Source organism: Kocuria soli, from assembly GCF_003797835.1.
Classification (GTDB): Bacteria; Actinomycetota; Actinomycetes; order Actinomycetales; family Micrococcaceae; genus Kocuria; species Kocuria soli.
The window spans coordinates 228,843-242,050 of sequence record NZ_RKMF01000001.1; the positions used below are offsets into that span (position 1 = coordinate 228,843).

Sequence of the window (13,208 nt, forward strand, 5' to 3'; positions counted from 1 at the left end):
GCTCGTGGCATGTCCGCTCTTGACCCCGTACCCGCCGACCAGATCTGGACCCTGACGCGTGATTTCGCGCATCCCGTGGCGTCGGTGTTCCATGCCCTCACTGACGCCGACGCGATCACGCGGTGGTACGGCCCCGCGGGCTGGTCGGTCGTACCCGACAGCGTCGAGGTCGACCCGAGCGAAGGCGGCAACCGTTCCCTGCGTCTGGCCCTGGACGAGGATCCGTCGCAGGAGGCCCCGGTCCATGCCCGGCATCAGGAAGTCGTCCCGGGGCGGCTTCTGGAGATCCACGAGTTCCTGCCGGACCACGAAGGTCGGCCCAGCGAGCATGTGATCGTCCTGCGCTGCGAGCTGCGCCCCATGGCCGTGGAGAGTCCCGACGGCGGCCGGTACGCCACGCGCGTCACGCTCACCCAGGGTCCGCTTCCGGAGCAGGTCCACGACCACGCGCGCGCGGCCTGGGCCAGTTCATTGGAGCGCCTGGCCGGGTTCTTGAGGGATCAGTCGTGAGTTCTCTGCCCGTCCCCCAGCCCTGGCTCTCCACAGTCACGGATCAGGCGTCCGTGATCCTCGCGGACAACCCGAGCGCCATGACCTTGGAGGGCACCAACACGTGGGTGCTGCGGGCTCCGGGGCACCCGGGCGCGGTCGTGGTTGATCCCGGGCCGGCGCTTGCGGAGCACGTGGAGCGGCAGGTCATCACGGGGCCGGTGGAACTGGTCCTGATCACGCACCGCCACGGGGACCACACGGATGCGATCGACGCGCTGCACGATCGCACCGGTGCCCCCGTGCGGGCCTACGCCCCCGAGCACTGCCGTGAGGCGGAGCCGTTGGTCGGCGGTGAGGTCCTGCACGCGGGTGGTGTCCAGCTCCAGGTGATTCACGCGCCGGGCCACACCTCTGATTCTTTGTGCTTCGTCCTGACAGAAGACACCGACGACGGCGCCGCCAAGACCCTGGTTCTGACCGGTGACACCGTCCTGGGCCGGGGAACCACCATGATCGATCACCCGGACGGGACCCTGGCTGACTACCTTCAGACCCTTGAGCGGCTGGAGGTCCTGGCCGACAGCCCCGGCCCGACCATGGGGCTCCCGGGACATGGACCCGTGATTCCCAACCTGGCCGCCACCTGCCGCGACCTGCGCGCCCACCGTGCGGACCGACTTCGGGAGGTCCGCACCGCACTGGGCGCGCTGGGCACCGACGCCACCGTGGAGCAACTCACCGAGCACATCTATCCGGACGTCCCGGACGGCGCCCGCCGGGCCGCGGAACATTCCGTTCGGGCGCAGCTGGCGTATCTGAACGATCGGCCCTGACGGCTGGAACCTGCGGTAGGCGAAGAGCCCCGGATTCACGCTGAATCCGGGGCTCTCGTGGCTGTTGGAAGAGCTAGGCCGCGTACACCGGCGGGCCCGACGGTCGCCGTCGTCGGAGGAGCCACCAGGTTCCGAATACCAACCCGACCAGGCCGAGCAGGACCAGGATCGGCAGGAACACTGCCAGCAGAGATATGACCACGGCAACGACGTCCTCGGCGGTGGAGAGCACCGGAGCTGCGGCACCGGCGGACGCCGTGTTGGCCACCGGACGGGTCAAGGCCTTGACACCGTGAACCACCAGCGCCAGGACCACGCCGATCACGATCGGCACCCACGTCCCGGAGGTCACGAACTGCTCGGGGTCGGTGACGGTGGCCGTCTCCCCGCCCAGGGTGAGCCCGGCAATGTCCGAGGTCATGGAGGACCCGAACACGATGCCGCCGGAGGTGGGGCGCACCACGGTCTGGATCACGTCGTTGACCGAGTCGATCGCGGGAACCTTGTCCGCCACGACCTCCAGCGCCAGGAGCACCGCGAAGATCGCCAGCACCCACCCGTTCGAGAGCCACGCGAAATTGGGTCCGAGGTCCACGAATTCGGTGTATCGATCCAGGAGACCCAGCACCAACAACGGGATCCAGGCGTTGAGGCCGGCCGAAGATGACAGACCGAGGCCCGTTAAGACGTCCATAGCGCCGATCCTAGTGGCAAACGTGAATTCCGGGCGTCAGAGGGCAACCCGTCGTTGCTCGTCACCCCAGTAGGGCTCGGTCTTCTTGAGCCGCGCGACGACGACGTAGGTCACCGGCAGCACCAGAACCTCCACCAGGCACTTCCACACGTACCCCACCACGACGTAGTTCACGAACTGCCCTGCGGTCTGAATGCCGATGATGGGCGCTGCGACCGCGCAGAAGATCACGGTGTCCACGAGCTCCCCCACCAGGGTGGACGAGATCAGCCGGGCCCACAGGTGCTTTTCCCGGGTCTTCGACTTGAGCCTGACCAGGACCCAGGAGTTCAGCAGTTGGCCGACCAGGAACCCGAGTAGTGAGCCCGCGACGATCAGCGGAACGGGGCCCAGGACCTGGACGAAGGCCTCCTGCCCCTCGTAGAAGGAGGCCGCGGGCAACGCAATGATGATCCAAAAACAGATGCTCGCGAACAGGGCCGCTGCGAAGGACGTGATGATCGCGCGGCGGGCCGCGCGGAAGCCCCACACCTCGGAGACGACGTCCCCCAGGACGTAGGCGATGGGGAAGAGGAAGAAGCCGCCGTCGGTGAGCACCGGACCGATCTGCACACCCTTGGTGGCACCGATGTTGGAGAGGATCAGCACCACCGCGTAGGCGGCCACGAACAAGTCGAACGTGGTGCGGGTCCGGGGGGCGAAATGGGGTGCGGAGGCGCTGTCGGAGGTGTTGTCTGAGGTGTTCGCGGTTGCCGGAGCGGCAACCGCGTGCCCAGAGGCGGGCTCGGCGGAGGTTTCGGAGGAGGACTCGGAGGTCATCGGGATTCACTTCCTGAAGCTCGGGTGGCGCCTGCATGGCGCCGGTGACGAAAAGCGGCGGCTCGTCTTGGTGACGAAACGCCCGGAGAGCACAATAAGCCCATGACTACAACCACGAATCCCCCGTTCGCCCTGACCGTTGCCGGGAACGAGGCGACCGGAGGTGCCGGCGCCCAGGCCGACCTCAAGACGTTCCAGGAGCTCGGGGTCTTCGGCTCTCTGGCCCTGACCTGCATTGTTTCCTTCGATCCGAAGAACGACTGGGGTCACCGCTTCGTCCCCGTGGACCCGCAGGTCATCGCGGACCAGCTCGAAGCCGCAACCACTGCCTACGACCTGGACGCGGTCAAGTTGGGCATGTTGGGCACCCCGGCGACCATCGACGTCGTCGCCGAAGCCATGACGAACCTCAAGCCCAAGAACCTGGTCCTGGACCCCGTGCTGATCTGCAAGGGCCAGGAGCCCGGCGCGGCCCTGGACACGGACGAGGCCCTCAAGGCAAAGATCCTCCCCCAGGCGACGTTCGTGACCCCCAACCACTTCGAGTCGATCTCCCTGTCCGGCATGCAGGACATCACCACGGTCGAGGAACTGGAAGAGGCCGCCAAGCGTATCCACGAACGCTCGGGTGCGGTGGTGCTGGCCAAGGGCGGCATCCGCATCGAGGGCCCGGAGGCCGTGGACGTCTACTACGACGGCGAAACCACGGAAATCCTGGCCGCCCCCAAGGTGGAAGGTGTTGCAGTGGCCGGAGCCGGTTGCACCATGGCCGCGGCCGTCACCGCCGAACTGGCAAAGGGCCTGACCCCGCTGGAGGCTGCACGGGCGGCCAAGGAATTCGTGACCGCCGGTATCCGCGAGCGCGTCACCTCCCACGCCCCGTTCGACGCGCTGTGGCAGAAGGGTCTGGCCACCGAACGCGCTGTCGGGTGACGTCCACCGCACACCCAGGTTTTTTACTGACAGAGCGGGCTAGTATGTCGTCATGCCCAAAATCCAGGCGGCGTCCAACGCCGAACAGCGCGAGCACACCAAGCGCGCGATTCTCGAGTCCTTCGGACGGCTTCTGTACTCCCAGGGGTTGACCGGACTGACCATGACCCACGTGGCCAAGAACGCCGGTGTCGGTCGCACCGCGGTCTACAACTACTTCGCGGACATGGGCGAGTTGCTGGTGGCCTACACCCTGGACGAGACCGAACGGTTCATGACGGAACTGCGCGGCGACCTCGAGGGCGTGGAGAACCCCGTCGACAAGTTGGCGATCTACATCCGGGCGCAGATCGACGACCTCTCCCGCCGTCACCTGCCCCCGGGGCCCGCCATGCGCTCCGTGCTCTCCCCGGAGGACTTCGCCAAGCTCGGCGAGCACGTCGGGGCGCTGCGCGGAATGCTGACCACCATCCTCCAGGAGGCCGTGGACGACGGGTGGTTGCCCGCCGGCGACCTGGAAGAGATGGGCCGCCTGGTGCACAGTTCCCTGACCGCGACCGCCGATCGTGAGGCGGTGTCGGAGGAGGCCAGGGAGGCCCACGAACGCCACGTCAAGGCCACTGTCCTGTTCGCGCTGCGCGGCCTGGGTGCCCAGTTCGACGCCGAGGGCAACCCGGTGCGGTCGCGGATCGAGCCCGCTGCGTTGAGCGTCGCGGTCTGACCCGTCACTCGTTCTTGGCCTGTGGCCACATCTTGTCCACGGCGTACCGGTCTCCGATCGAGAAGTCGTACTGGACGGCCCGTAGGTCATCCAGGCGTCCTTGCGCTTCGGGATCCAGGGCGTTCGTGTCGACCTCGTTGCCCTCGGGGTCCAGCATCCTGCCCTGCTGGATGACCGGCGTCTCCTTCTTTACGTCGTCCAACAGTGCGATGTAGGGCGGCACCTTGGCGTCGGCGACGTCGTAGACGGCGGGCATCAGCATGGCGGGGGTGATTGCTCCCCCGGCCTTGTACTCGTTGGTCTTGCTGCTCCACACGAAGTACGGCGTCCGCATGCTGGCGTCGGGTTCGTTGGCCGCAAGGATGTCTTGGCTGTAGACACCGGGGTGGTGGTCGCCGTAGAACACCACGATGGTCTCCTCGTCCCGGGTCTGGAGGTCGTCCAGGAACTGGGACATGGCCTCGTCCGAGTAGGACAGCCCGCGGGTGTACTGTCCGAGCTCACCGGACTGGGACGTTCCCTCGGCGTCGTATCCGATGGGGTCCTTGTAGTACCCGGGGTACGGACCGTGGTTCTGCATGGTCACCAGGTTCATGAACAGCGGATCCTCTTGGGTGTCCACCTGGTGCACGACGTCGGAGAACGCCGAGGCGTCGCTGATGTACGGGCTGTTCTCCAAGTGCTCCTTGGACTGCATCGCGGAGTCGTCGATTACCTCGTCGAATCCCAGGGTCTTGTACACCTCGGACCGCTTGTACATGTGCAGGTTGTACGCGTGCATGGCCACTGTGTGGTGACCGTCGGCCTCGAAGGCCCCGACGGCGGAGGGGTAGCTCTTGTAGTCGCTCACGAACATCTGGTACGGCGAGGTCACCTGTGGCTGGAAGAGCCCGATGGGCTGCCCGGTCAGTGACTCGAACTCCATGGTGGAGGTGCCGCCGCCGTAGGCGCTGGCGTAGCTCTGCCCGGACGTGGTCTCGGACATGATCTGCTGGGTGTTGGGGATCGGGTTCTCGTCCAGTTCGAAACCCTCCATCCAGGACGGGTCCGTGAAGGATTCGGAGAGCACGACCACGACGTTGACGTCCTTGATCGACTTCTCCCGGTCCTTGTTGATCTCGTCCGCACGGCCCTGGTACCGCTGTGCGATCTCATCCATGGACTCTTGGCTGTAGCCCTCCGGTGTGGGCATGGCCTGGATCGGCATGTTGTAGAGGAACCCGCCCAGGAAACCGTTGGCACGGTAGTTCCACAGCTGGCTCGAGTTACCCCATTCGGCACCGCGGGCGTCGTACATGGCGCGCCACATGTTGGGAGGGCCGTTGAAGTTCCCCGCGTGCACGAGGAGCCCGCTCGCAACGGCGAAGGTCAGCAACCGTGCCGCCAGCACTCGACGGTTCCAGCCCTGACCACAACGATGAATCCGGGGACGCGGGAACCAGTGCCCCAGGATCTTCCCGACCAGGAAGATGACCAGAACGATTCCGATCAGTGCCCCGATCGTGAGAGCGACGGTGCTCTTGCTCACCATGGAGAACACGAATCCGGCTTCGCTCAGGAAGTCCAGGTCGCTGGGGAACACCGGCTCCTGGCGCAGCTTGACCTTGTTGATGTTGACGCCGGCCAAGAGGAACGAAAGCCCGCCGACCAAGCCCACGGACCACCAGAGGCGCCCGAGTAGTGCCCAGACGAACGCGATGACCACGCAGATCAGCAGGACATCCAGTGGCGAGGTGGTGGCCAGGACGTGCCCAATGCCGTCCTTCTTGACTCGGATCGAGTACTGCAGAACGAACGCGCAGACACAAGCCGCCGCCAAGACCACGACGGCGCCGCCGATGAGGGAACGCCACGGCGCCCGCGACTTCTGGGCGGGCGAATCTGACGGCAAAGAACTGTTCACGGAAAGTACACTATCTAGAACAGTGCCCAATCCTGCAGTGTTGCGGGTGTGATGCTATCGTGCCGGGCACCCTCAATCGGTCACAAGACCGCTCTGAGCAGGGATCTTCACGCCCTCCACGGTGACATCCTGATTGCGGTAGTTGACCCAGACCTGGCGTCCGTCGGAGAGGTCACGACGCCAGACGGTGTAGTCGAACCATGTGGACTTCTTCCCAACGGCGTTCACCCCCGGGTCCTCGAGGACCTCACGCAGTTGCCGGACGTCCGGGTCGGATTCGTCCACGGAGACATCGGTGACCTTCTCGTACAGGCCTGGATTCGAGGCTGCGGTCTCCTGGCACTGTGGCTGAGCCTGCACGACCGACATGTCCAGGTTCGCGCCCTCTTCCTTGGCCGTGAGCACGGTGGCCAGGCTGAGAGTCATGTCCTGCTGACGTCGCTGGTCGACCTGCCCCATGAGTCGTGACGCGTCCGGAGTCGAATCCGTCAGGCACGAACCCCCAACGGTTCCGGTGAGGTTCGGGTCCGTCGTCGCCTTGACCGCGAACTGATGCATGACCACGGGCGTGGAACGGGACAGTGTGCCCAAGACAGCGGCGTTCTGTTCGACGGCGTAGAAAGCACCGAACTGGTCGCCCTTCGGGCCACCGATCACGAATTCGCGCATCATCCAGTCCAGGTCCCGACTGCCCGCCAGACGCTGCGCCAGCTCCACCTGGCTGGAGTCGTCCGAGTAGATGCCGAGGTTGCCGGCCAGAGTCTTCCCGCTGCCGTCGTCATCCATCGCGTCCGAAATCGTCCCGACGGTACGCAGCACCGCTTGCCCATAGGCGTCGTCGGAGCCCCACGGCCCCCAGGTCCCCACGTCATCCATGTTCTGACCGTGGGCCGGAGACATGGCCATGTCGTCCAGGAACACGCCGTCGAACCGCACGGGGGCGGCTCCGGTGGACCCTCGAACTGAATCCGTGGTGACCAGGTCCACGGCGCGCTCACCGCAGGCCTGGGCATAGGAGGCCGACTGGTCCGCGATGGTGATGTAGTCGAAGGCGGGGTAAACGGCGTTCCCCTTGTCGTTGGTGGCAACCGCGGAATTACCGGGCTTCACCGCGTACTGCTCGCCGTCTTCCGGGCGCACACACGTGGGGAAGAAGGGTTCCTTGTCCCACTCGGTGACGCCCTGCATGCCACCGATGTTCAGGTACGCCAGGAATTCGGTGTCTGGGTTGGCGGCCTTCATGTCCGCCAAGGTGCAATCACCCTTGGCCAGCGTGCCGCCGGCAACCAGAGGGGCCACGATCGCGGTGTCCACCGCCCCGACCATCGACCCACCGGGGCACAACGCCTGGGACTGTTGGTAGCCGTGCAGATAGGCCACGCGCCCCGCACCCGTGTTTCCCGCTGCACCGTCGTCAGGTGCAGCGACGGCGGGGACTGCAGCCGTCGCGAGCACAGTGGCCGTGGTCAGTACGGTGGCCGCGGCTGAGCGGGCGATCCGTGCGGAGGGCTTCATGGGAGATCCCCGTTCCATGAGTCGATGTCGGTTCCGACCGAGGTGCGGTCGTCACGAGGGAGGACCCTACAGTGCCATGACCTGCGATGACATGAAAAAGGCCCGTGACCTGCAATGACAGGTCACGGGCCGTTCGCGGAGGATGGGGGATTTGAACCCCCGAGGGCGTTAACCCAACACGCGTTCCAGGCGTGCGCCATAGGCCGCTAGGCGAATCCTCCAGATTGCACATGGTTCCCGCCGGCTCGGAAACACCGGGGGCGCGAACGTGCACACGACAGCCTAGACGATCCGGGCCGGAGAGGAAAATGCGGTCCGTGCTGAGGGGCGCGATCCCTGAGAGCGGGGCGCCGTCGTCGTCGGTTTCCACCCGGCCGCGCGGTCGGCTAGGGTTGTCGTCAGCCCCTCGTGTGGCGTCATCCTGCGGAACTCCCCCAGGGCCGGAAGGCAGCAAGGGTACGTGGGCTCTGGCGGGTGCACGAGGGGTCTTCACATGGTCGTTCTCGGCCGCTCCACAGCCGGACCGGTGGCCCCTACACTGTCCGAATCACTCGTTAGGGTGTCTGTGTGACCACCGCCTTGTACCGCCGCTACCGCCCCGAAACGTTCCAGGACGTCATTGGGCAGTCGCACGTGACCGATCCTCTGATGACGGCGCTGCGCAAGAACAAGGTCAGCCACGCCTACCTGTTCTCGGGCCCCCGAGGTTGCGGCAAGACGACGTCCGCGCGCATCCTGGCGCGCTGCCTCAACTGCGCAGAGGGACCCACGCCGAATCCGTGCGGCACCTGCGAATCCTGCGTGGACCTCTCCCGTGACGGCACCGGGTCCTTGGACGTCATCGAGATGGACGCCGCCTCCCACGGTGGCGTGGACGACGCCCGGCAGCTGCGCGAACGCGCGACCTTCGCCCCCGTGCGGGACCGGTACAAGATCTTCATCATCGACGAAGCGCACATGGTCACGCGCGACGGCTTCAACGCCCTGCTCAAGATCGTCGAGGAGCCGCCCGAACACATCAAGTTCATCTTCGCGACCACTGAGCCCAACAAGGTGCTGCCCACGATTCGGTCGCGCACGCACCACTACCCGTTCCGCCTGGTCCCGCCCGAGCCGCTCATGGACTACCTGCAGCAGCTGTGCGACCAGGAGTCCGTGGGCGTGGAGCCGGGTGTCCTGGCCATGGTGGTGCGGGCCGGCGGAGGTTCCGTCCGCGACTCCCTCTCGGTCCTGGACCAGCTCATGGCCGGCACGGACGCGGAACAGATCGGGTACGACCTCGCCGTCTCCCTCCTGGGTTACACCCACGGTGCCCTGCTCGACGACGTCGTGGACGCCTTCGCCTCCGGGGACGCGGCCACGGTCTTCCGCGCCGTCGACCGTGTGATCCAGACGGGGCAGGACCCGCGACGGTTCGTGGAGGACCTCCTGGAGCGCTTCCGCGACCTGGTGATCGTGGACGCGGTCCCGGAGTCTGCGGCCAACATCCTGCACGGAATGCCCGAGGACCAGGTCGCTCGCCTCCGGAACCAGGCCCAGCTCATGGGTGCCGCCGAGCTCTCCCGGGCGGCGGACATCACCAACGAAGCCCTCACGGAGATGACCGGGGCCACCTCCCCCCAGTTGCACCTCGAGTTGCTGTGCGCCCGCCTGCTGCTGCCCTCAGCGGAGAACACGACGCGTGGCGCCGGGGCCCGCATCGACCGTTTGGAGCGGCGCCTCAACATGGGGCGCACCGGCGCGCCCACGGGCCCGCTCGTCGACGTCCCCCAGGCCGCACCCGCCCCGGGTTCTGGCGACCGCAGGACGACGGAGGGTCCGACCTCCGGCACATCTGCGCAGGCTCCGCAGGCGGCTTCCAGCCCGGGCGCCGTTGCTGGCCAAGAAGTCGATGAGCCCACACGGGACCGGTCGCGGCAAACAGCCCCGGACTCGACGCCTCAGTCGTCGAACGGTGCCGCCGCGGAGGCGGACAACTCGCAGAGCCGTGACCGCCAGGAGGACGTGCCGGCGGCCGAGCCGCACGCGACCCCAGCGCCGCGCGTTGCCGCCCACTCGGCACAGGGCCCGTCCAGCGGTGGTGGCATCGACATGATCCGCGGGTCCTGGACCGAAGTGGTCAACGCCCTGGCCGACATCCACCGCGTCTCCTGGATGACCGTCATGCGCGGGACTCCGGCGGCCTTCGACGGCTCCGTGCTCCAGCTGGTCTTCGACGGGGCCGGGGACCGCAAGAACTTCCCGCGGTTCGAACCCAACCTGGTCGCTGCGATCCAGCAGGTGCTCGGCGTCTCCTGCCGGGTCGAGGCTGTTGGCCCCGGTGAGGCCGGTGGCGGAACGACCGGCCCGTCAACGCCCGGTGGGCGTGGCCCGGCAGGCGTCCCGGAAAGCTCGGGCGGCTCAGACCGCCCGAATCGGCCGGAACCGCAGGGTCCGCCCCGGCCAACGGGATCGGCGGCCGGACCGGATCAGGGTCAGTCCGCACCCCGAACGCAGTCCGCCACCGATCAGCCGTCCCACGCGCGGGACACTGCGCCCGTTCACGACGCGGGTCCCGTGGACTCGTGGGCCGTGGCCAAGATCCCGACGGGCACCGAGGGCACCGCGACGGATCAGGACGAGGACGCAGAACGGGCCCCTGACCCCGCTCCGACGACCGACCACCCCGCCGTCGGTGCCGAACCGGCCCCCGCCGCCGCGTCGGCGAACCGGGACAATGTGGTCGCGCGCCCCCGTGAGAGCTCTTCCACGACGCTGGAAGAACCCCCGACCGAAGTGGGCAACGGAAGCAGCGACGGCGACACCCAGGCACCCGCCAACGATCCCTATCAGGACATTCCCTGGCCGGACGAGCCTCCGCCCGAGGACGATGTGCCGCCCGAACAGTGGCGACCTTCTCCCGGAGGACGCGGCACCCGCGCACCCGCACGACCAGAGCCCACCCCGCACCCGGCACCTCAGCCGACCCCGGCGCACCCGTCGTCGGTGTCCACGTTGAAAACCGAACCGACCCGCGACCCTGCCGCGCCCACCCGCAAAGCGAGCTTCCGGGAACGGCACGCGGCGCACTTTGCCGCCGCGCAGGCCGAAAGCGCCCGTTCGGCGAGCCCCACCGCTGATGACTCGCAGGGTGACGAGGAGTTCGTCCCCAGCGACGACGACCTGTCCGTGGAGAACTCGGGGCTGCAGGGGCGGGCGATGATCGAGAAGATCCTGGGTGGCCGCCTGATCGAAGAACGCCCCCACGAACCCCGGATCTGACGACCCCCATAAAAGACGCGAATGAAGTGAGTGACCTGTGTACGAAGGTGCCGTTCAGGACCTGATCGACGAACTCGGGAGACTTCCGGGAGTCGGCCCCAAGTCGGCCCAGCGCATTGCGTTCTTCCTGTTGGATGCGGACAAGGACGACGTTCAGCGCCTGTCCGAAGCCATGATCGCGATCAAGGAGAAGGTCAAGCACTGCCGCATCTGCGGCAACGTGGCCGAACAGGACGAGTGCGCGATCTGCCGCGACGCCCGCAGGGACCAGAGCGTGATCTGCGTGGTAGAGGAGTCCAAAGACGTCATGGCCATCGAGCGCACCAAGTCCTACCGCGGCCTGTACCACGTGCTCGGCGGGTCCATCAATCCCATTGCGGGTGTCGGCCCGGACCAGCTGCGGATCCGCGAACTCATGACCCGGCTCTCGGACGAAACCGTCGAGGAGATCGTGCTGGCCACGGATCCCAACCTTGAAGGTGAGGCCACCGCCACCTACCTGGCCCGCATGCTCAACACGCTCGGCATCAAGGTCACCCGGCTCGCCTCCGGTCTGCCGGTCGGCGGCGACCTCGAATACGCGGACGAGGTCACACTCGGCCGGGCCTTCGAAGGGCGGACCGCGGTCACCTGAGGCCGCCGGTACGATGGACCGAGCCCTGACACCGCAACCCGCGGCAGCCCGAGACCGCCGGACGCAGGGCCCACAACGCAACGCAACACTGGGGAGCCAGAGCACATGAGCTTGATCGTGCAGAAGTTCGGTGGATCGTCGGTCGCGGATGCGGCCAGCATCCGCCGCGTCGCACGCCGGATCGTCGAAACCAAGAACGCGGGCAACGACGTCGTGGTGGTGGTCTCCGCCATGGGCGACACCACCGATGAACTGATCGACCTGGCCACCGAGGTCGCCGCGCATCCTCCCGCCCGCGAGATGGACATGCTGTTGACCTCGGGTGAGCGGATCTCCATGTCGCTGCTGGCCATGGCCATCAACGACCTCGGCGCCCCCGCCCAGTCCTTCACGGGTTCCCAGGCGGGCATGATCACCGATGGTGACCACGGCGCGGCCTCGCTCGTGGAGGTCACCCCGTCCCGTATCCAGGATTCGGTGAAGGCCGGGAACATCGCGATCATCGCGGGCTTCCAAGGTGTTCACCGCACCACCAAGGACATCACCACGCTGGGTCGCGGGGGGTCCGACACCACCGCCGTCGCCCTCGCCGCCGCGATGGACGCGGACGTGTGCGAAATCTATTCCGACGTGGACGGCGTGTTCACCGCCGACCCGCGGATCGCGCCCAAGGCCCACAAGCTCGACCAGATCTCGAGCGAGGAAATGCTGGAGATGGCGGCCAACGGCGCCAAGATCCTGCACCTGCGGTGTGTGGAGTACGCGCGCCGTTTCGGCGTGAAACTGCACGTCCGTTCGTCGTTCACCCGCGCCGAAGGCACCTGGGTGATCCCCAGCTCCGATGACACCACTTTCTCCACGTCCATGAAGGAGATTCCCTTGGAACAGCCGCTGATCGCCGGTATCGCCCACGACCGCAGTCAGGTCAAGATCACGGTCGTGGGGGTCCCGGACCAGCCCGGGATCGCGTCGACCATCTTCCGTCTGCTGGCAGACGCCAAGGTCAACGTGGACATGATCGTCCAGAACGTCTCCGTGGCCGACGAACCGACCACGGACCTCTCCGTGACCGTCCCGGAGAGCCAGGGCGAACTGGCCATGAACCTGCTGCGCGCCGCGGAGGAGAAGATCGGTTACGCGGGCCTGGAGTACGACGACAAGGTCGGCAAGTTGTCCCTGGTGGGCGCCGGCATGAAGTCCAACCCGGGGGTCTCGTTCACGTTCTTCGAGGCCCTGGCCGCCAACGGCATCAACATCGACATGATCTCCACCTCGGAGGTCCGGATCTCCGTGATCACCGCGGCCGACCGCCTGGACGACGCAGTCCGTGCCGTGCACAACGCGTTCAACCTGGACTCGGACCAGGACGCCACGGTGTACGCGGGGACGGGTCGCTGAGCGGA

11 protein-coding genes, 1 tRNA gene and 1 other RNA gene are annotated in these 13,208 nt (G+C 66.9%); 8 read left to right on the top strand and 5 right to left on the bottom strand.

What is annotated here, in order from left to right; all coding sequences use genetic code 11:
• Window positions 1–9 precede the first annotated feature (9 nt).
• Together EDL96_RS01015 and EDL96_RS01020 are read left to right on the top strand one after the other, a co-directional pair.
• Window positions 10–510 carry an SRPBCC family protein gene (locus EDL96_RS01015; protein ID WP_123823590.1) on the top strand — a complete coding sequence of 167 codons (501 nt, stop codon included), beginning with the start codon at window positions 10–12 and terminating at the stop codon, window positions 508–510.
• Entirely contained in the window at window positions 507–1,325 is an 819-nt protein-coding gene (locus EDL96_RS01020) for an MBL fold metallo-hydrolase (protein WP_325049521.1), read from the top strand. The genes EDL96_RS01015 and EDL96_RS01020 overlap by 4 nt, the downstream gene beginning before the upstream one ends.
• Window positions 1,326–1,398: 73 nt before the next feature.
• Here EDL96_RS01020 and EDL96_RS01025 read toward each other — a convergent pair whose 3' ends face one another.
• Entirely contained in the window at window positions 1,399–2,019 is a 621-nt protein-coding gene (locus tag EDL96_RS01025) for a DUF4126 domain-containing protein (protein ID WP_123823591.1), read from the bottom strand.
• Window positions 2,020–2,055: 36 nt separating this feature from the next.
• Window positions 2,056–2,838, bottom strand: coding sequence for a queuosine precursor transporter (locus EDL96_RS01030; RefSeq protein ID WP_123823592.1), 783 nt, complete (start codon window positions 2,836–2,838; stop codon window positions 2,056–2,058).
• 102 nt (window positions 2,839–2,940) lie between these two features.
• Here EDL96_RS01030 and EDL96_RS01035 point away from each other — a divergent pair, with 102 nt between their 5' ends.
• A complete protein-coding gene (locus tag EDL96_RS01035) occupies window positions 2,941–3,771 on the top strand; it encodes a hydroxymethylpyrimidine/phosphomethylpyrimidine kinase (protein WP_123823593.1) in 831 nt (276 codons plus the stop codon).
• Between the two features lie 52 nt (window positions 3,772–3,823).
• Window positions 3,824–4,492 (top strand): TetR/AcrR family transcriptional regulator, encoded by a 669-nt coding sequence (locus EDL96_RS01040; RefSeq protein ID WP_123823594.1) that lies wholly within the window; start codon window positions 3,824–3,826, stop codon window positions 4,490–4,492.
• 4 nt (window positions 4,493–4,496) lie between these two features.
• Here the strand turns inward: EDL96_RS01040 and EDL96_RS01045 are convergent, their stop codons facing one another.
• The 3 genes from EDL96_RS01045 to EDL96_RS01055 form a co-directional block, all read right to left on the bottom strand.
• Complete coding sequence (locus tag EDL96_RS01045) at window positions 4,497–6,395, bottom strand: LTA synthase family protein (RefSeq protein WP_123823595.1); 1,899 nt, start codon at window positions 6,393–6,395, stop codon at window positions 4,497–4,499.
• A 72-nt stretch (window positions 6,396–6,467) separates the two neighbouring features.
• Window positions 6,468–7,910, bottom strand: a complete 1,443-nt coding sequence (locus EDL96_RS01050; protein ID WP_123823596.1) for a hypothetical protein — start codon at window positions 7,908–7,910, stop codon at window positions 6,468–6,470.
• Between the two features lie 136 nt (window positions 7,911–8,046).
• Window positions 8,047–8,131, bottom strand: a tRNA-Ser gene (locus EDL96_RS01055).
• Window positions 8,132–8,307: 176 nt separating this feature from the next.
• Here EDL96_RS01055 and ffs point away from each other — a divergent pair.
• The 4 genes from ffs (at window position 8,308) to EDL96_RS01075 (ending at window position 13,203) form a co-directional block, all read left to right on the top strand.
• Window positions 8,308–8,404, top strand: an RNA gene (gene ffs / locus EDL96_RS01060) — signal recognition particle sRNA small type.
• A 73-nt stretch (window positions 8,405–8,477) separates the two neighbouring features.
• Window positions 8,478–11,171, top strand: a complete 2,694-nt coding sequence (locus EDL96_RS01065; RefSeq protein ID WP_123823597.1) for a DNA polymerase III subunit gamma and tau — start codon at window positions 8,478–8,480, stop codon at window positions 11,169–11,171.
• A 37-nt stretch (window positions 11,172–11,208) separates the two neighbouring features.
• The gene (gene recR / locus EDL96_RS01070) at window positions 11,209–11,805 is read left to right on the top strand and encodes a recombination mediator RecR (protein ID WP_123823598.1); all 597 of its coding nucleotides are present in this window, start codon (window positions 11,209–11,211) and stop codon (window positions 11,803–11,805) included.
• A 105-nt stretch (window positions 11,806–11,910) separates the two neighbouring features.
• Window positions 11,911–13,203: an aspartate kinase gene (locus EDL96_RS01075; protein ID WP_123823599.1), complete on the top strand. Its 1,293-nt coding sequence runs from the start codon at window positions 11,911–11,913 to the stop codon at window positions 13,201–13,203.
• Window positions 13,204–13,208: the final 5 nt, after the last annotated feature.

What these genes read in the sequence shown, in the direction of transcription:
- EDL96_RS01015 (WP_123823590.1), top strand. Translation starts at nt 10, where the DNA reads ATGTCCGCTCTTGACCCCGTACCCGCCGACCAGATCTGGACCCTGACG.
- EDL96_RS01025 (WP_123823591.1), bottom strand. Translation starts at nt 2,019, where the DNA reads ATGGACGTCTTAACGGGCCTCGGTCTGTCATCTTCGGCCGGCCTCAAC.
- EDL96_RS01030 (WP_123823592.1), bottom strand. Translation starts at nt 2,838, where the DNA reads ATGACCTCCGAGTCCTCCTCCGAAACCTCCGCCGAGCCCGCCTCTGGG.
- EDL96_RS01035 (WP_123823593.1), top strand. Translation starts at nt 2,941, where the DNA reads ATGACTACAACCACGAATCCCCCGTTCGCCCTGACCGTTGCCGGGAAC.
- EDL96_RS01040 (WP_123823594.1), top strand. Translation starts at nt 3,824, where the DNA reads ATGCCCAAAATCCAGGCGGCGTCCAACGCCGAACAGCGCGAGCACACC.
- EDL96_RS01050 (WP_123823596.1), bottom strand. Translation starts at nt 7,910, where the DNA reads ATGAAGCCCTCCGCACGGATCGCCCGCTCAGCCGCGGCCACCGTACTG.
- EDL96_RS01075 (WP_123823599.1), top strand. Translation starts at nt 11,911, where the DNA reads ATGAGCTTGATCGTGCAGAAGTTCGGTGGATCGTCGGTCGCGGATGCG.